Annotated in this window: 17 protein-coding genes; all 17 read right to left on the bottom strand. The window is 55.5% G+C overall.

The window, feature by feature from the left end:
- Nucleotides 1-319: 319 nt before the first annotated feature.
- A complete protein-coding gene (locus tag KUW67_RS17855) occupies nt 320-1669 on the bottom strand; it encodes a TrkH family potassium uptake protein (protein WP_224826698.1) in 1350 nt (449 codons plus the stop codon).
- Nucleotides 1666-2331: a TrkA family potassium uptake protein gene (locus tag KUW67_RS17850; protein ID WP_224826697.1), complete on the bottom strand. Its 666-nt coding sequence runs from the start codon at nt 2329-2331 to the stop codon at nt 1666-1668. The genes KUW67_RS17855 and KUW67_RS17850 overlap by 4 nt, the downstream gene beginning before the upstream one ends.
- A gap of 202 nt (nt 2332-2533) precedes the next feature.
- Nucleotides 2534-3694: an ATP-binding protein gene (locus KUW67_RS17845; protein ID WP_224826696.1), complete on the bottom strand. Its 1161-nt coding sequence runs from the start codon at nt 3692-3694 to the stop codon at nt 2534-2536.
- Between the two features lie 132 nt (nt 3695-3826).
- On the bottom strand, nt 3827-5005 hold the full coding sequence (gene repC / locus KUW67_RS17840; protein ID WP_224826695.1) for a plasmid replication protein RepC: 1179 nt from the start codon (nt 5003-5005) through the stop codon (nt 3827-3829).
- 192 nt (nt 5006-5197) lie between these two features.
- Nucleotides 5198-6190, bottom strand: coding sequence for a plasmid partitioning protein RepB (gene repB / locus KUW67_RS17835; protein WP_224826694.1), 993 nt, complete (start codon nt 6188-6190; stop codon nt 5198-5200).
- A complete protein-coding gene (gene repA / locus KUW67_RS17830) occupies nt 6180-7370 on the bottom strand; it encodes a plasmid partitioning protein RepA (protein WP_224826693.1) in 1191 nt (396 codons plus the stop codon). Before repA ends, repB begins: the two co-directional genes overlap by 11 nt.
- Nucleotides 7371-7585: 215 nt before the next feature.
- Nucleotides 7586-8566 (bottom strand): ATPase, T2SS/T4P/T4SS family, encoded by a 981-nt coding sequence (locus KUW67_RS17825; protein WP_224826692.1) that lies wholly within the window; start codon nt 8564-8566, stop codon nt 7586-7588.
- A gap of 2 nt (nt 8567-8568) precedes the next feature.
- Nucleotides 8569-9894 carry a TrbI/VirB10 family protein gene (locus KUW67_RS17820; RefSeq protein ID WP_224826691.1) on the bottom strand — a complete coding sequence of 442 codons (1326 nt, stop codon included), beginning with the start codon at nt 9892-9894 and terminating at the stop codon, nt 8569-8571.
- Between the two features lie 3 nt (nt 9895-9897).
- Nucleotides 9898-10623, bottom strand: coding sequence for a TrbG/VirB9 family P-type conjugative transfer protein (locus KUW67_RS17815; RefSeq protein ID WP_370635038.1), 726 nt, complete (start codon nt 10621-10623; stop codon nt 9898-9900).
- Entirely contained in the window at nt 10620-11288 is a 669-nt protein-coding gene (locus tag KUW67_RS17810; RefSeq protein WP_224826689.1) for a virB8 family protein, read from the bottom strand. The genes KUW67_RS17815 and KUW67_RS17810 overlap by 4 nt, the downstream gene beginning before the upstream one ends.
- Nucleotides 11285-12298 (bottom strand): type IV secretion system protein, encoded by a 1014-nt coding sequence (locus tag KUW67_RS17805; protein ID WP_224826688.1) that lies wholly within the window; start codon nt 12296-12298, stop codon nt 11285-11287. The genes KUW67_RS17810 and KUW67_RS17805 overlap by 4 nt, the downstream gene beginning before the upstream one ends.
- Before the next feature lie 363 nt (nt 12299-12661).
- Complete coding sequence (locus tag KUW67_RS17800) at nt 12662-13420, bottom strand: type IV secretion system protein (protein WP_224826687.1); 759 nt, start codon at nt 13418-13420, stop codon at nt 12662-12664.
- Nucleotides 13417-14523 carry a lytic transglycosylase domain-containing protein gene (locus tag KUW67_RS17795; RefSeq protein ID WP_224826686.1) on the bottom strand — a complete coding sequence of 369 codons (1107 nt, stop codon included), beginning with the start codon at nt 14521-14523 and terminating at the stop codon, nt 13417-13419. Before KUW67_RS17795 ends, KUW67_RS17800 begins: the two co-directional genes overlap by 4 nt.
- Before the next feature lie 166 nt (nt 14524-14689).
- Nucleotides 14690-17065, bottom strand: a complete 2376-nt coding sequence (locus KUW67_RS17790) for a helicase HerA domain-containing protein (RefSeq protein ID WP_224826685.1) — start codon at nt 17063-17065, stop codon at nt 14690-14692.
- A complete protein-coding gene (locus KUW67_RS17785) occupies nt 17055-17333 on the bottom strand; it encodes a type IV secretion system protein VirB3 (protein WP_224826684.1) in 279 nt (92 codons plus the stop codon). The genes KUW67_RS17790 and KUW67_RS17785 overlap by 11 nt, the downstream gene beginning before the upstream one ends.
- 2 nt (nt 17334-17335) lie before the next feature.
- Complete coding sequence (locus KUW67_RS17780; protein WP_224826683.1) at nt 17336-17614, bottom strand: TrbC/VirB2 family protein; 279 nt, start codon at nt 17612-17614, stop codon at nt 17336-17338.
- Between the two features lie 15 nt (nt 17615-17629).
- Nucleotides 17630-18259 (bottom strand): lytic transglycosylase domain-containing protein, encoded by a 630-nt coding sequence (locus KUW67_RS17775; RefSeq protein ID WP_370635037.1) that lies wholly within the window; start codon nt 18257-18259, stop codon nt 17630-17632.
- Between the last annotated feature and the right edge of the window lie 844 nt (nt 18260-19103).

Raw genomic sequence — 19103 nt, 5'->3', positions numbered from 1 at the left:
CAAAGCTCAAGCCGATGGACCCAGCCTTTGAGTAAGAGCGCGGTCCTACTTCGGACATCCCAGTAAATTAACGCGATGACGCAAACCAAAGCGTCAGAAAAGAAGAGTTTTTCAACAAAATCAGCCCTAACTCACAAATGCTGCAGGATGTCGGAATGTCCGTTTTTGCTACACAGCAAAAATCTCAAATGACTTCGTGAGATTTGAACGGCGTTTGTGGCAGCGTAAATCCCGCACGTTCTCAGGTTTGCCAAAATGGAACGTGTGTTGAACGCAAGCACCCTTGGTGTAGCACACTCTGAAATACTGTCGTTGGTCCTTACCCCAAATAGATCTGGCCGGATGGATACTTCACGCGTGGAACACTGCGGGTTGCCAGAAAAAAACCGATGGCGAGTGGGCCGACACGGCCAATAAACATCACAAAAATAATGACGGCTCGACCAAACCCGTCCAGTTCACCTGTCGCCCCACGCGACAGGCCAACGGTGCCAAAGGCCGATGCGACCTCGAACGCCAGATCCATGAAATCACCATCATGACTGATCGAGACGATGAAGATGCCTGTCAGCACAAGCAACATGGAGATTGTAGTCAGCGCCATGACCTTCATAACCTCCTCCAGACCGATAGAACGACCGAACGCGTGAAGAACCGTCCGCCTACGAAAGAAGGCCACCGTCGCCAGTAGAAGAACTGCAAGAGTGGTCACTTTGATGCCGCCCGCCGTAGATGTGCTTCCGCCACCCACAACCATCAAAGTCATCGTCAGCAAAGTCGAGCTGTCGTGCATGCCGCCGGTGTTGATCGTGTTGAAGCCAGCTGTGCGAGGTGTGACGCCCTGAAACCAGCTGGCCCATAGTTTTTCGCCGGTGGTGAGCGTGCCGAGCGTGTCGGGGTTGGACCATTCCAGCAGACCGAACGCGATACTGCCCCAGAGGATCAGGACAAGCGTGCCAACCAGCATCAGCTTTGTGTGCAGGGTCAGCCGCGTCCAGTTTCGTTTCTGATAGATATCACCCAGCACGATGAAGCCGATGCCCCCAAAAATGAACAGCAGCGGAATGACTATGTTGATCACCGGATTGCCCACCCATTGCGAAAGGCTGTCGGGATGCAGCGCAAAACCCGCATTGTTAAACGCTGAAATTGAATGAAACACCGCTTGCCATATGCCGCTCGAGCCGTATTGCGGAATAAACACGAAAGCGAGAAGGATGGCACCTGTGGTCTGGCAGACCAGTGCGATGACAAGGATGACCCGCACCAGAACCGTGAGATTGGACAATGACGTTTGGTTCACTTCCTCGCGCAAGATCATACGCTGCGGCATACCGACCTGAATACCAAGCGCGCCCAGAACCAGCACGGCAGTTGTCATCAGACCAAGCCCGCCAAGCTGGATCAGGATGGCAATGACCGCCTGACCAAATCCGGTAAAGGCCGATCCCGTGTCGGCAAGCACCAAGCCTGTGACAGTCACGGCAGAGGTTGAGGTGAAAATCGCTTCGCTGAAGCCGATATCGCCGGTGTGTGAAATTGGCAGCCACAGGGTAAGGCCACCGATGATGATAAAGATGATATAAAAAAGCACCAAAATAGCGGGTGGCGGCAAGTTGATGGACCTGTCGAACCATAATTTCCGCATGAAGCGGCGCAGCGTTTTCATAGGCTACCAGCAAAATCGCGCAGGTTCTTGCGCTGGCCTAACAGCAAAAGAAGGTCATCACGCTCTAGCGCGCAATCACTGCCATCCTGACCCAGAAATTCGGTTCCTCGCATTACACCTATGCAGCGCAGCTCAAAGCCGGATTTATGTTTCAGATCCGATAGAGATTTGCCTTCAAGACTTTCGGGAATCCGGAAGTTTACGACATGGTAGCCATTGCCCAGACTGACGTAGTCCCGCACCAGCGGATTGTGCAGAACCTGTGCGATATGCTGCCCGACCTCGACCTCTGGATGCACGATGCGATCCACGCCAAGTTTGCTCAAGATGCGGTGGTGCGTCTTGGTGGTTGCTTTTGCCCAGACAAGAGGCACTCCGATCAGCTTGAGATTGATAGCTGCGAGAATGCTGGCTTCAAGGTCCGACCCCATCGCGACCAGACCGATTGCGCAATCTGCAAGGCCAGCTTCACGCAAAGCAACATCGTCGCGAGCGTCCACAATCATGGCCTGCGACAGATTTTCTGCGTGCCTAGCAACTCTCGCCTCGTCGATATCGATGCCGATCACATGGTTGCCAAAACGCTGCAACTCGGTCGCAACGGTGCTTCCGAAGTTTCCAAGACCAATGACGCCAAATGTGCGGCCGCTGTGCTTTGCCATGATATGATTCGAGCTGCGTATCTGGTTTCGTCATGTGGATGTTGACCCGCCCACTGTACGTAAATTCAAAACGCGAGTGAATAGCTTTTGTTCCATAACCTTGCTCTTTCCAAAATTCACCGCTTATTCAACCGTTCGCCTAACCGGACTTTGGCGCACTCGAAGCGGAGGTCTGGAAAGTCCGCATCGCTGTCATTCTCGCCTACCCCGAAAGCTCGGTCATTAGCGTACTCAATGGCAAAGCCTCAGTCCCATCTGCCAAGCGCCATACTTCATCGCCCCCGTGTACGACAATCTGCCGGGCGGGATTCAAATCTGCACAGGCCTGATGGAACCCCTTACTCAATCGCGGAGTCGGGTTGCGCTTGATCTCAACGGCCCAGATCTCGGATCCGAAATCCAGGATCAGATCAATTTCAGCGCCGGCCGCCGTACGGTAAAAATATGGCCGTGCCAGACCTTTGAGCCGCGCAGCCACATTTTCGATTACGAAACCCTCCCAGCTGTCGCCTAGCTTGGGATGCCCTACCAGCGCTTCAAGCGACGGAATTTGCAGCAGCGTATGCAGAATTCCAGTGTCACGAAGATACAGTTTCGGGGATTTGACCAGCCTTTTGCCTAGATTGGCATGCCAAGGCGCAAGTCGCCGGACCAGCAATAGATCCACAAGAAGATCAATGTATTTCGAGGCAGTCTTATGATCGACGTCCAGGTTGCGCGCCAGCGTCGCCGTGTTCAGCAAGCCACCCTGAAGATGCGCAAGCATCGTCCACAACCGGCGCAATCTATCCGCCGGAATGCGCGGCCCCAGATCAGGGATATCGCGCTCTAGATAAGTTCTGATGAAGTCCTGCCGCCAGCGATCCGACGCTGCATTGTCTGCAGCCAGATATGCGTCGGGGTATCCCCCTCGGAACCATAATTGGCCAAGATACGGTGATCCGACCTCAAGCAAATCCAGTGGCTGCAATTCCACATAGGCGATCCGCCCTGCGAGGCTCTCCCCCGATTGGCGCAATAGGTCCATTGAGGCCGAGCCCAGCATAAGAAACTTGCCAGCCCCCTGCCCTGCCCTTCGCCCTTCATCGATCAGCCCGCGCAGCGCGTCAAATAGATTTGGCGTCCGATGTATCTCATCGAACACAACTAGTTTGTCGCTGTGCTGGCGCAGGTAAAAGGCTGGGTCAGACAGTTTGATCCGGTCCTGCTCGGACTGCAAATCCAGATAGACGGACGGATAGTTTTCTGCGATCTCAAGCGCCAAGGTGGTTTTGCCAACCTGACGCGGACCGAGGATGGCCACAGCAGGTGAGTTTGCAAGCGCTCTTGCGATCTCTTCTGATTTCCAGCGACTAATCATCATTGCAATATCCGACTTTGTATCCGATTTTACAAGGATCACTATCTATTTTTTGTTTTTTATCAGATATGAGAACCTCAGAGAAAAAGTTGACAGCCGTCAACTGTCGTTCTGAGGCCAAAAAGTTGACAGCCGTCAACTTTCACCACCCCGCAGCAACGCCATAATCATTGGCCCCGGCGAAAATGCTCCATCTTCAGCCTTCTGCGTCAACCTCCGCAGATACCCTCCAGGGCTTCGAATGTCCTCAACTTTCTGAAGCATCCCGGCCAGAACCGCTGCTGCATTTTCAGGTCCCATTGCCCGCTGCGCTTCAGCCCAAGCCGAAGGACTGATGCCCATCATGCCACGCACCAAACACGCCACAGCAACCAGCTCATGCCAATGCCTGATCTCATGCGGACTATATGGCTCAATATCTGGGCACGCCTTTAAGACAAGCCCCAACGGAATCCTTGGCTCTTTCTGATCATGTACCATCTCAGGATTAGTGCTCGGACCCCCGCTCCTTTCCTTTTCTAAGGAAGGTTCAAGATCAGAATCATCTGTATTTGAATTCTGAATGGGGCGCTCATATCTCCGGGCATTGCCGCTCATTTTTTCTGCATCTGTCAGCATAGCTTGCGCCAAATCCAGCAACTCCGACATCTCGTTATGAAGTGCGTCCAGTGTCCCGGCGTCCAGCCGCCTACGCAGAGCTTTATGCGTCTCCATAAGGCTGTTCAAGAGCTTCTCCCAGTCACCAGACAGGCCAGCCTCTTGTCCATAGAGAACCAGATTGAGCGCGTCTCGACGTAAAAGCGAAACTTCCTCACGGCGCATCCGCATACGCTCTGCAGCATCCTCGGCCGCCTGTGCCGCGTGTGCGATCTCATCCGCACGTACAAGGAGAGGTTTGAGGTCAAACCCGAAGGCACGTACCAGCTCGCCCCCGGCCCCCCGGCGCGCATAGCGCTTACCATTGGGACTATCGTGGCGCAGCAGAAGTCCAGCAGCCACTAATGACGCCAAATGCCGCCGCAGCGTGCTTTCTGCCATGCCGTGGGCACGCTCAGAAAGCGCCTTGTTGGATGGAAAGACGATCAGTGGCGCGTTGTCCCCAAGGATTTTGCCTGGATGAAAGCTCAAGAGCGCATTCAGTACCGTTAGATCCCGGTCTGTTACCCCAAAAGCCTGTCGCGCTGTACACAGCTGCCGGAAGACCTCCCATTTGTCGATATGAGGGACGGGGCCGCCCGCTTCGACCCGGTCAATGGTCTCTAATACGGCAGCCGAAAGGGTGCGCCCGAAAGGCGTTGTGGTCAGTCGTTGCATATAGTTTCACGGGACAACAAAATATTGTTCGCCCAAAGGCGTGCGCTGTTGACAGCGGTGCAGAGGAACCCCTAGATTCGGAAGTGTCTAGATTACGAACAGGGCCTCTTGGGTGTTATGCCTGAGGGGTCTTTTTCTTTTTGCGGTCGGATCGTGCCTCCTGTTTGGTTACTGCTCTGGCCTCGCAGGCCTCTATTTGCCGCCTGAGGTCTGGGTGACCCATTCGCGGTAAATCTCCTCAATGTTCTGCGCCAACCAATCACCGAATTTACCTTCTTCGGTGCCCGGTACGACGACAGTGACGGCCTCGTCACTCCGTTTGACTTTGGCAATCTCAAAACCGTTCTCGCTGCGCACCACATTGGTCTGAGTACGTGTCTTAGCGAGGTCGGACGGGTCAGGGGCCTTGGATCCGGCGCGACCTTCACCAATCGCACTTAAAGCAGCCTCAAACCGCTCATCGGACGAAAGGGTGCCAGCGAGAAGATTGACCGTCCCAACGATGTCGTTCGTCGAGAAGTCATCCTTGGACAATTTCGCAGCAAGACCCGCCCAACGATCCCTGCCGACACCTGCTGCAGGCCCTATGACCTCGATCAGCTCAATCGGAATGTCATCTATGACCTTAAGCATCCGCGAAACGGACGTCTTGTCGGAAGAGAGCGCACCGCAAATTGCTTTGCGATCGTAGCCGGCATCGCGCATCTGCTTTGCAAAGTTACATTTCTCGATGAAGGACAGGTCTTTCCTTGCCGAGTTCTCTTGACCTTGGGCCAGCACTAAAGCGGCATCGTCAAGGTCACGTACCAAGGCTTTCGCCGGCATTTTCAGGTCGCGTAGCGCCAAGAGACGACGCCGACCGTAGACGATTTGGAAACGCTCGGGCTCTTCGGGGTGAGGCCGCACGAGGATGGGCACCTGCTGGCCGTAATCGCGGATTGAGGCAACGAGCTCTTCATGTTCGGGATCGTCGTAATCCAGTCGGTCTTTGACACCGGCCCCTTCGACGGTAAATGGATCCAGATCGACCACAGACCGGCTTTTCAACTTAGCTATGGATTCACTCACGGCACCGATCGCGCCGGTGGTATAACGGGGGCGCGCCACATCAACGCGCGGCTCGGCTGGCGTGTCCTTGGACTTTGCATCGTCCATAAGGCCCTGAAGAAGGTTCTTACGTGCCATCGCCACGCTCCCATGCTTGCTGGATCAGATCCTCAATTTCGCCGTTTACCGCATTAATAGACTCTATTGCGCGCTCATATGTACTGCGGGTGAACTGGCTTTTCTCAACCTCATAAAGTGTCTGTTTGGTGATACCGGCATCCGAGATTGCCGTGGATTTGAGCACGGTATGGTTCAAAACATGCTCCCCAAACATTGAGCGCATGAAGCTAACCATCTGATTTTGTGGGCCATCTCCCGGCTCATATCGCGTAACAACATAGCGAAGCCAATCGTATGACATATCACCACCCGCCTCGGCCACGACCCCCAAAAGGTTCGACGTCATGAGCAGAAACTGGCACATCGACATAACGTCCAGCATCTGTGGATGGACGGTGACAAGGATGGCGGTTGCGGCACTAAGTGCAGACATAGTGACGAAACCGAGCTGTGGAGGACAGTCCATGACGACGACGTCATAGTCCTGCTCGACGCTGGACAGCGCTTCACCGACGCGGGTGAAAAAGAGCGAACTGCCACCTTCAATAATTGCGCGAGGGGTCTCGTGTTCGAACTCCATCAGATCCAGGTTTCCGGGGACCAGATCAAGATTGGTAAAATAGGTCTTTCGGATGATGTCGCGCAAAGGGACAGGATCATCGTAGCGGATCGCGTCGTACAGCGTGCCGCCATCAAGCAAATCAAATTCAGGCTGAAAACCATGCAGGGCAGAGAAACTGGCTTGCGGATCGAGGTCGATCCCAAGAACACGGTAGCCATCAAGGGCCAACTTTTGGGCTAAATGGGCCGAAGTCGTGGTTTTGCCGGAGCCGCCTTTGAAGTTGATAACAGTGATAACTTGTAGCTTGTTACCTGCACGTCGGCCGGGCAGGTAAGTGCCTGGGGTCTTGGCGCCTTGCTCCAAAAGCTCTCGCAAAGCCTGAATATCTTCGGGCGTGTAATAGCGCCGTCCACCACTGCGAATCTCGGGCGACGGGCCTTTTCCATCGAGATGGAGCTTGCGTAAATAGGCATCTTTGACACCAAGAAGATCAGCAACTTCACCACTGGTGAACTTGCGCAACGTACGCTCTGCATTCGGGGGGAAGAGCTGCGCACGATGCGCCTGTAGACGCTCTGAAAGCTTTTGCGCATGCTCGCCCACAAGGGAATCAATCCGCTGGTGGATATCCTTCATTTTTGCCCGCCTTGCCCTGTGTTAGGGTCTATTTTAAACTCTTTTCCGATTACGAAGCTTTTGCTTCTGCTCTTTGTTACGGAAAAAATCGTTTTATTCACTGTTCTCCGTATCTAAGTTGCGGATAATCACGATTCTGGCAAGTTTTTTTTCTAAACCTAGAGGTTTACGCGTTTCTAGATACAAGACATCAATCTGGTCGTACCCTCGTGTTTTCATTGAATCACGCCTTCCTGATCCGCTCTGAGGAACTTCATTTCGACAATACCCCGTCGTCCTTGATGCCGACCAAGATGGATCACGACATCAATCGCTTCGCTTACGTATCGGTGCACGTCCGAATATGTGAGCGTTGTCCCTGCCTGCAGAACCATCATTGCGAGCCTGTCTAACGCGCGGGTGGCCGTCTCTGCATGAAGCGTCGTAACTGAGCCTCCGTGACCGGTATTGATGGCCTCTATGAATGTGAACGCCTCGGTACCTCTAAGCTCTCCTAGGATGACGCGATCCGGGCGCAGCCGGAGAGTTGCCTGAAGAAGGGCGGAGGGGGATCTGGTTCTTTGTTGTCCACGTTCGGAGATAAGTGAGACGGTGTTCGGGTGATCGGGGAACAGCTCAGGCGCATCCTCTATAGTGATAAGCCGATCAGTCTGAGGGATGAGGCGAAGCAGGTGTTTCACCAAGGTGGTCTTGCCTGTCGATGTCCCACCACTGACAATCACGTTGAGTTCGTCTTTGATAATCGTCTGTGGGATATCATCTAGACTATTATCTAATATGTTGTTTTTATTTATTTTTTCAATACTTATGGATTTCAAACCCAGATACTCGAACTGATGGTCTTTAAGTTTATCATCGCCGAAAAGCCTCAGAGAAATGACTGCCCCTTCGGGAAGAGCGGGTGGGATAATCGTCTGAAATCGAACTGGTCGATTGTTGTAGCTGATCGTACCGGACGCCATTGGAGACTTATCGGATAGTTTGCCGTTTGTTTCCCCGACCAGACTCTGAGCGAGATTGCGAACCGCCTCGGGAGGCATGATCTGATCCATTTTGCGCATTGCTGCGTCGCCTTGGCATTCGACCCAAACCTGCCCGTCCGCGTTGACTGCGACCTCAATGGTATGAGTGCTGGAAAGAGCCGTCTTGAGTGGTTCAAGATAGCTCTCAAGGTAGCTGGAGGAGGACAAAGACATACTCAATAGACCGCTATGTCCCTGTCGACTATGACCGTGACGGACGCCCCCTGATCGACATAAATTGTAGGTGAGAGAGAGAGCTGATCGGCGATGACAGAGCGGCTGGCTGCTTCTAGGTCTGAACCAACATCGGCGATGGCTGTATCGGAAGCGGCTGCATTACCTGCACCGATGAGCGAGATCAAAGCTGCCCCGCCGAAACGTTCATCGAATTTAGTGTCTACGACGCCGGTTAAACCCGCGCGTCCTAGGGTGTCTGCGCCAATAGACGCGATCTGCATGGAAGTGCCGTCAGGTGTGAGAATGCGGCCCCATTCGATCAGTATGCGCTTTTGATTTATGGCGAGGCCAGAGCGGTATCGGCCGAAGAGGCGAGACCCGCGTGGGATGAGAATGGTGTCACCAGAGAAGGCATAGACGGGTTCGCTGACAGTCGCGGTGACGTTGCCGCGCAGGTCGCTGTTGATGGCGGTCTGCAATGCCGCTTGGATGACGGTGCCTTGCGAGAGCGTTTGATCGGGACGGATCATTTGGGTTGCTTCTTCGGTCAAGAGCGGGGAAGGGACATCTGCGGTCGAGCTTTCTGCTGATGTTTGGGGTTGGCTGTAAACGACCGCAGGCGATGTGATTTGCGCGACACGACGTTCGGCCGCTTGGCGTTCGGCTTCCTGCTGGCGCTGCTCGGCCTCCAGCTGGCGGCGTTGGGCGATCAATTCCTGGTCGCGGATCAGCGCGTCATTCGAGCGATCAGCCTCAAGGGCTGCACGTTGGGCACGTTCAGCATCGAGCCGGGTTTGGAGGGAGTTGAGTTGGGTCTGGCGTTCGCGTTCTAGTCGGTTGAATTGGGCTTCCCGTTCATCCAGTTCAGCATGCAACGCGTCAGTTTGGTCTCGGAAGGCCGCACGAAGATCGGCAACTGCGGCCTGGATGGCTATGTTGCGTTCAGTTTGGCTGGCGGCGAGGGCGTCTCGGAGGCTCTGTAGCTCGCTCAGGAGTGCCTCATCTGGCCTGGCTGGGGCAGGGGGCGACTGTGGGAGCTCCAGAGCCTCCTCAACAGCTGAGAGCGCCTGCTCCACGCGCTGTTCTGATGGGAACTCGAGAGAAAGACCGCCCGGTGGGCGATTGTCCTGAAAGGGATCGACCTGAGATGTCTGCAAGGGCTCTTGAAGTTCAGTGAAACCCGTCGTGATGAAATAAGCGATGGCCGCGCCGCCAAGAGCGAGACCGATTGCCAGCGTTGTGATGTTTAGTCGACGCAGTGTGTGGATCTTTCGAGGCTTCTGAAACGTCTCAAGGCGCTTTTGGAGATCAGGATCGTCCGCCATGGATCAGTTCCGCGCGCTAATCCGCGATGTGTCGCGGTATATACAAATGGCCTCGTCCCCGAGACGCAGGGTCCAGAACTTGTTTATGCCGGCAATGCGAACGATGTTGCCCTGTTGCGTCCAGTTCACGGTGCGTTCGCGCCCTTGGCTGTCTGCTTTGAAAATCACAGGCTGGCGGGAGTTCTCAGGGAAGGTGAAATAGGTAAAGCGACCATCGTCATAGATCGCGGCGGGGCGGAAATCGCCGTTGCCGGTGGCTTGATAGCCATAGTTTTTAGGGCCAGCGAAGGCTTTGGCCTTGGGTTGACCTCGGGAGATTGCATCCGGGTAGCGAAACCGGACGTCGAAAAACATTCCGGTGCGACCTGGGATGGAGCCTTCGTGCAGATGGAACGAATAGGTGCGCCGGTTCGTGATGACGGTCATGTTCGTCGAAGCTTTTGAGACATGCGGTTTGATCGTCAGGACGTTGCCCAACTCGGGCAGGGGATCGACCTGAAAGCTTTCGGTGTCGCCCACGATGACCGCGTCAAACCGTTCGCCCGCGTCGAAATGGAGCGTGGTAGCGTGGCGCAGATCGGTCTCGATCCGGAAGACCTGTTGAGAATCGTAGCTGGCATAGCGGATGCGAATGTCTTTCGGGCCACCACGGGGCGTCGCCTCGGCCAAGATCGGCTCGGCTGCAAACAGAAAGGGTAGGGCGCAGAGTAAGGGGCGCAGCATGGTCAGTCCTCCAAAGTTTCGGCATCGACACGGTAATCGGTGACCACAAAGCCCAGCGGGTTGGCCCAGACCTGTTGCAGACGCTGGCGCGTTTCAGGTCTGAAATCGTAAGCAAGGGTGGCAACGTATGGGCGTGTGACGGTTTGGGCGTCGCGGGGGCGTCGTAGGGTCTTGGTTAAGCGAACTTGGGCTATCCCTCGTTCAATCTGGTTTACCGAGCGAATAACAACGTCGATCTTGGCATCTGTGCCGTAGACAGTGATGGGATAGTCCTCATTTTGAGAAGACCAGAGTTCGCGCAGGGTGCGCGCGGCATCATCGTCAGAGCGCTGTAAGACCGAATTAATCCGCTGTTCGCCATCAGTCAGGTCATAAGTCTCCCGGTCATCCACATAGGCAACCAGATGGGCTTGGATGATGGCGTCGCTTTCATCAAGTGTCAGAGGTTCAACGGCGGCGATCCGGTCCATTTGACCGGTCTCTTGATCAACAACCACAACGAAGGTCTCGACGATCTTCAGGGGAAAGAGCGAAACCGCGCCGATGAAACCTGTCAGTCCGATTACCAAGCCCACAGCAGCGACGGCGTACGCGATCCTTTCGCGCCTGCGCGGCGCGAAGATAAAGTCCGCCTCAAAGGCGTCTTTATCGAAGGGAGGATCGCCGCTCATGTCTTGCGAAACGACTTGATGACCGAGAGAAGCGCAGCAGGAGAGTTGCGCACCATCTGGTTGGTTTTTGTGGCCGCCGTGCTGACGTCTTGGCGGAGCTGATAGGGGGTCTTGCCGGTCGCAGCCCGCCCGACAGCTCCTGCACCGTATTCGCCTGAATTTACGATGCCACGTTTGGCGAGGCCCGTCAGGCCACTGGCATTTGACGCGATCCCCATGACGCCGGTCAAATTGGACGCAATAAAAGGGACCGCAGCCATGATGCCAGCGGAGAGCAAAAGGATCACAAGAAATGGTAGGATCAAACCGACAGTTTCAACGTTTGCGGGATCTGCGGAAGCGTCCCCAATGGTTTCGGCGATCGCAACGATAATGCCCGCGGCTCCTGCTGCGGCGACAGGCATCAAAGCATAGCCTATGGTGGCGCGCGTCCAAGCCTCAAACAACGATTGGGTTGGCTTAAATAGTGAGGTGAGAATCATGAAAGGCGCAATGACGATCATCAGTGTGAATACGATCCGCGCATAAGCGATGATGCCAGCGGTGACGGCGGCGAAAATGGCGGAGAGGACGAAGAAGATCGCGCCAAGGACGGCGCCGAAGACCCAGCCGGCTCGGTCGCCGATGGCGTCGCCGTAAGCCGTGATGCGGTTCACCATTCCATCGAGGCTTTCATAAACGCCCGCCTCGTCACCGCTATCGGTGAGGTCCAGAATGGCGGCGCCGATGCTTTCGGGAACATCGACGGCAATTCGATAAACGACAGCAAAATTGTCCCAACTCTGGGCGAATATCGATATGAGCGAGAGTTTGATCCCAAAGGCGAAAGCGCTGGCAAAACTCATCGGCCGTAGTTGCGTTACGACGTTGATCCCGAGAATTATGAGTAGAAGGATACCGCCTGCGGTGATGATGTCGCCGACTACGGCAGCCCCGTCAGTGAAACCAGATTGCGCGACATCGGCGATGGCGTCATCGACTTGGCTCAGGATATCTCGGATGATCCCCATTAAGGCGCACAGGCCGCTGATCGAGCGGCTTCAAGTTCGTCGGCTGCTGGCGAAGGGAGGATGTGTCGAAGGCGCGCGTGGGGTCGCTACTTTGGTCAGTATTCTCTGCTTTTTTGAGGACATCATGCCATGAGATCTGAGCGAATTGGCATGCGCATGAACCGGTCTTTTCCCAGACTTCGACGGCCATAATGCGCATCAGTGCGCGGTAGGCGTTTCGGGTGTAGGCAGTCTCGGCGAGGTCGCGTGGCGGCTTTGGCGCAACGCATTCGGGCGCAAGCTGAGGCTGTGACATGCTTTGGAACGGTTGGTCGGCCCAAGCTGGGCCAGAGGCGGCGAATAGGAGGGCCAAAAGCTTGCTTTTCATTGGGGGACCTCCATGGATCTGAATTTCCGCTCTTCAGCGAGCGTGGCTGCGTCGACAATACCAAGCTGTCCGGCATTGACGCCTTCGGCTGCTTCAAGACGCCAGATCTGAGTGAGAACGATCCCAAGCTCGGCGGTGATCCGTGTGTTCAGATCAACGGCTGATTTGAGCCCCGGTTGATCGTCAATGAGGCCCACCATGGTTTCGAGACGGTCGAGGCTTTGGCCCGCTTCGGAATGGCTCGCCTCGGCGGCGGCGGATAGCATTGCGCTGGAGCCAGCTTGCGTCGCGACGAAGCGGTCAAGGGGTTCAGTGCTTTTGGAAAGGCTGGTTAGGCGTTCGGGCGTGAAGCCGGTGCCGTTTAGAAGCTTTTCAATGGAAACGCTTAGGGTGCTGTTGGGGCGAAAACCGCCTAGAAAGTCACCGTTCGTGAGAGCCTCAGCGGTCTCGATCGGAGCGGTGAGCTGGCCTTTGAGTTCCTGGAACTCTTGCGCTGTCGCAAGAACTTTTCCGAGCTCGTTACCATCAACCATAGAGGTCAGCTGTGCCTCTAGGTTTGTCAGCTGGCTAATCTGTGTTTCGAGCTCTTGGCGCATTGTTGCGAGCTGGTCGAGTTGGACGTTCAGATCATTGGCCATGTGTTCAAGCTGCAGCACAAGCTGCTGAAGCTGCGAATTGTCGAAGGTGGGGACGCCTTGGGCGAGGGCAGGGGGGCTGCCGATCATCCAGACGGTCAGGATCAGGGCACGGTTCATTGCAAGGTCTCCGACATTTTGAAGCTACGCTCGGCGAGGCGGTCAGCTGTAAAGTGCTGGTTTTGGATGGCCTGCCGTTGGTGCGTGGCAGACATCAGGCGCAAGCGCGTGGCGAGGATGCGACCAACCTCGGTACGGGCGTAGGTGTTCAGTTCAATGGCGCGTTTGACGTCTGGGGTTTCGTCGATCTGGCGAATGATCTTTGAAAGCCGATCAATCACGATCTGGCTATTGGCAAAGGCATCGACGGCATAGAGCGTGCTTGCATCGGAGGTGTTGCTGTACTCAGCCAGTGCCCAGTCTGAAGGGGACAAGGTCCCAAGGGCGTCGGCGCCACCGATGACAGCAAAGTATTCGTTGTAGAACCGCGTGATGTTGCGGACGTATCCTTGCGTTTCTTTGAAGGGTGGAATGCCACCGTATTGCCGAACACGACCTGGCCCTGCGTTATAGGCGGCGAGCGCGTGGGGAATGTTACCAAACGCGTTCAGTTGCGTGGTGATATAGCGCGCGCCGCCGCGCAAGTTATCCATGACGTCGTAGCGGTCGATGCCCATGTCGGAGGCCGTGCCAGGCATCAGTTGGGTTAGGCCGTAGGCCCCGACGGGGCTTTGAGCGGTGACGCTGAACCGGCTCTCTTGCTTAATGAGAGCTTGGAACAGGCACCGCCATTGGGTGGGTGACAAGCCTGCGCGCGCAAGGCCGGGCGCGCCTTGAAACTCGGTTGCGACGCGAACGATCATCATCTCGACGGTTTCACGCCCTTCGCCGAAGAGGCGGCTGTCCATTGGATGCGAATTGGGTGTTGGATAGACAGAGTTCACAGGCGCATCTGGGTCAGCCTCTAGCTGGGTGATATTGAGCGAAGGGCCGCTGGTTGCGGATGTGATCGACGCGAGAGCCTTCAACTGGTCGCTTTGGATCTTAGCTAGGGCTTCGGCGGTAGACTTTTTATCGACTTGGACAGCATTGTCCTTGGCCCACATTTCGAGATGCGCAAAAAGCCGAGAGATCGCGATATTGTCTTGGGTCGGGACGCCTTGGGATAAGGCGGGCGTCGCACCGAGGATTGACGCCAATACGAGTTTGACGGCTGCTCTCACCAGTCCTCTCCTACCGGCGCGAAAAGACAATCGTCGCTGGCTTGCACTGGTAGCAACGTGACGGCGGCAACCGGTTCCCCATTTGCGCCAAAACAGGGAGATCGCGCGTCAGTGTACTGTTCGCAGGCAGATAAGAGGATCAGGGCAAATAGTAGAACAAATTTTTTCATGGGACCCTCCAGAATGTTGGATCAGAGCGCCAATCGGGGCCTGCGATGGCCGCGCCGGATTGGCCACCCCCGAGAATGGTGAGGAGAGATCCAAGTGCGGAGAGGTCAGCATCGATGAAGACGCTTTCACTTGCAGATCTGACCAAAGCGATGCGTTGCCCGGCCGTGGTTTCAGTGAGCAAGGCAGCTTCTTTTTCATTCACTCCGAGCAGATTGTAGTCAGATGGCTTTGTATGATCATTGGGGAACAGAATCTGCGTCGGGATAGTCTCGACAATCGTCTTTCCAACCCGCGCGTTCTGTAGCTGACCGGGATATTGGGTCAGCATAACGACCACGCAATTCATCTTGCGGAGCGTTACGAGCCAATTCTCGAGCCGCGTCGCGAAGTAGTCGTCATCGAGCAGCTTCCATGCCTCATCAAGTATGATCAGGGTCGGCCCCCGGTCTTCAATCTGGCGTTCTATCAAACGGAAAATATAGGCAAGGACGGCGGTGCGTTCCGTGGTCATGTCAAGGATTTCGGTCATGTCGAAACCGACCACGTTTCCGGTTGTTCGAAGTGCATGTTCGTTGAGAGAATGATCGAAAACCCATCCATAGCGGCTGCCGGGTGCCCACTGGGAAATGCGGGCATGGAGAGCGCCTTCGTCGTCCAGTGATTGGAATAGGGTGGCAAAGGTATCGAAGTTTTGCAGAGCATCACCGGCTTTCGCATTCTGCGCGACGGCGTGTTGGAGGTGCTTGGCTTGCTCCGGGGTCAATGCAGCCGCACTCTCAGAAAGGGCTGACATCCAATCGGTAAGCCAGGCTTTTCCGCGCGTGTCAGTTTCACTCTTCAAGGGCGTCATGCCTGTGGGCAAACCGGCTTTGATCTGGTTGTAGTGGCCGCCAAGCGCGCGGATGGCCATTTCGAGTCCCTGATCTTTGTCGAATACGAAGACCCGCGCTCCAATCCTTTGTGCCTGGGCTGCAAGGAAGGCGGCGATGACAGATTTACCGCTGCCGGTGCGCCCCAAGATTAAGGTATGGCCGACAGTTGGCTCTTTGTTCGTGTGTCCGGCCTCATGAAAGTTGAACCGATAGGCCGACGATCCAGTACCGGGGAAAGCAGTGATGGTTTCACCCCACGGACTATGAGTAGGTGGTTGTCCTTCGACGCTACCGTGTAGAGCCGCGAAGTCGGCGAAATTGATGGTTGAGATCGGCGTTCTTCGGGCGCGATAGCCGAAGTTGCCGGGAACCTGCGCGAAATAGGTCGCTTTAAGCGCCATGGTTTCACGGACAACGACGGCCCCGGCCTCTTGGCCCAAGCGTTTGACCTCGGCTGCGGCATGTTCAAGCGTTTGGCGGTCCGACGTGTAAGCGGCGATCGACAGATGGTGGTCCCCGAAGGCGATACGCCCGGCTTCCTGATCGTCAGCCGCTTCTTGTAGTTGGTCGCGCAAAGAAACGGCGGCGTCTTCGGCGGCGTTCATCTGACGGATAATGCGTTGGATGCGCTCGGCCATGATGTTCGTTGGGATCGGCGTAAAGGAGTTCGTGAGAACCATATCAAGGGGCAGGTCCAACCCATCTAGCAATGCGACATCCGTGACGGCGGGGTAGGACTTGATGCTGAAAAGCGCACCCCAACGGCTCTCACCCGTCGTTGCGCATGAGAGTTGAATCGTTCCGCCTTCGAATGCTGCACGGCACGTGCCGAGGCTGTAGGCGATGGGCATGGCGTGTTGTGGCGAAGAGAGGGGCGTGTAATGGCCGGTGAGTAGCGTATTGATGACGCCGAGCCATTCGCCAGTGTTTTTGGTTAAACGCGCGGGTTTTGCAGCTGCAAGCGCGGCTTCGAAGAAGCCAACGACCTCGTTGAGTTCTGCCGAACGCGTATCACGATTTTTAGCCCATACTCCATTTGCGACCGAGCTGAATGGGAAAAGACGTGTGGAAAGGGCAGGGCGGCGAAGGATGCTGAGATACAGTTGTTTTTTCTTTGGAGCGATATCGTCGAGGTGGCTTTGCCAGCGGGCATCTATCTGCGCAGCGAAACTTTCGCCTGCGACTTTTGTCATCTTCAGTATTTGAGGAACCGAGATCCGGTGAATGTAGATTGCGAATGCATTGCCGATTTGAGCGATAACAGCGGCTACGGCGCGTTTCAGGGCATCGAGATCGGCGTCTGGTGTGGTGAGTGGGTTGAGGCCGCCAAGCCTGAGGGTGGCCATCAGATCACCTTCGCGCAGGACCATCACGTCGGAACCAATAAATGAAACCATGGGAAGGTGGGTCGCCAAAGCGGTTTCGTGCAGAAAGTCTCTGGCACCAGCCGCGTGGAGCGCTGCGCCGCGCTTACTGGACGAGAACATGTCAAACGCCATAGCTGTCGCCTCCGCCGTTCGAACGGTTTCGGGTGTTGCGAACTGAACCGTAGGAGACGCGAAAAAGTTCGAAGAAATGGGGCTCGCGGTCGGCGAGGAACCACACCATGGGATAGAGGAAGGCGCCGAGAGCGAAGAAAAGGAGCGATTTGGTCCAAATGAACGGGATCACGATCGCAGTTGCGAGGACTACGAGATAGCCGATGGGCAGGCCAAGGTACTTAGGCGGGCGGGCAAGGCCGAGAAAGACAGGGGAGCGGTCGGCCATTTTTAGGTGAACCCCTCAACGATTGTGCCCGCTGAGAAGATGAGGACGATTCCGATGATGACCGAAGCGAACCAACCCCAGTTGAGGCGCCCAAACATGCATAAGAAGCCTGTTCCAATGACGGCAAGCACAGCCACTGAGCTGCCAATGCCCCCGGTAAGTGCGGCTTCGACAGTTTCAAGCATGCTTTGGATCGGGGAAAGGTCTAGGGCGTGAACTGGGAGCGCGCTGAGCACGAGGCTGGTGGCCAAGAGAAAACGGTAGGGCAAGCGATTGGTCATAGGGGCCTCGGGCAACTAGTGATCTGGCTTCAGAACGGCGAAAGAAGGTCGGCTTGCGGCAAGACGCGCACGGATGCGGGTTATCCGCGCGACGTAGGTGCGGGTCTCTCGGAATGGGGGAACGCCGCCATATTCGGTCACCCGATGCGGCCCGGCGTTATAGGCGGCGAGGGCGTGGTCGATACTGTCAAATAAAGCCAGCTGTGTAAGGAGATACCGCGCCGCACCATCGAGGTTTTGGGTGATGCTCTTGGGATCAACACCAAGGTCATGGGCGGTTGCGGGCATCAACTGCCCCAAGCCGTAAGCGCCTTTGGGGCTGATCGCAGTGGGGCGGTAAGCGCTTTCCGCTTCAATCAGCGCACGGAACAGATCATGCCATTCCTCAGCCGTGATCCGATGCTTGTTTAGGGCGTGATTTGCTTCATACCGCTGCGCCGTCTGAGCGATCGAATCAAGGATGTCGCGCTTTGGGACTGGCGTGGACTGTTGGGGTGCGCGTACTGGTTCGTCTGGCAAGCGTTTGGAATGGGTAATCCAGCCGTCAGTCTTTCGAACGCTCCCGTCCTTGAGAAAGATCAACGCCTCGGCTGCCGTCTGCTTTACGGATTGTATAGTCAACATCGACGCACAAAGGAGTACCATCACCGAATTCATGGTGATGCTTGAACAAGCCCGGCCAAATGTTGAAGTAACGCGGCTCTGGTCCGTAGGGCGTGATCCGAGTTGAAACGAGAATGGCCTCGGGCTCACCCTGACGCAGGTAGACGCATTGATATTGGGGCTTCCCATCGTCTTTGAACCCGACAAGCTCGTACCGGCACGTGAAGGCGACCTTCGACGCGATGAGGCCTTTGACCCCTTCGATCGTAATCAAAATCTGATTTTTATGTATCGGCACCGGACTCCCCTATCGGGAGCCCTTCTATCGTCAGCATGAAAACGCGCAAACCCATATCTTTGCAATATGTAATATTGTGCATTTTGATATTTGAGCGATAATATGCCTAGTTCTTCCACTATAAGGAGTCGCGCGAATGCACTCTCGGAAACAGTATTTGTTGGCAGCAGCCTTTTCATTGTTGAGTTCAAACCAGCCAGCACAAGCCCACGACATTGATTGCGCGATCATCCTTTGCCTTGCCGGTGGCTTTCCTTCGAGCGCGGTTTGCACAGCGGCCAAAGCAGAAATGATCCGGTGCGTGACACCGATTCCTGTGCAGCCTCCGATTGGCACCTGTACTTATGCCCGAGATCCAGGTTCTTCGAATCGCGTGTCGGAAGTGGTTTCTTTGGACACGTCAGGCATCGATTATGCCTGGCTCGAGGAGATGCGCATTCTTTGGTTCCGGGCGCGGTCCTATGAACCTCCAAACGAACCTCGCCAATGGGATTGGTCGGTGCGATCCTGCGATCGCCAAAATGAAAACTGCAAAGAGATTCTGAAAGTTCTAGGCTCTCACGAGCCATGGCCAGCCTCGTTCGTCGA

The organism is Cognatishimia sp. MH4019 (assembly GCF_020177595.1).
Lineage (GTDB): Bacteria > Pseudomonadota > Alphaproteobacteria > Rhodobacterales > Rhodobacteraceae > JAHTBL01.
Note: the sequence above shows the minus strand (reverse complement) of the source record. Positions and strands in the feature narration are given on the sequence as shown.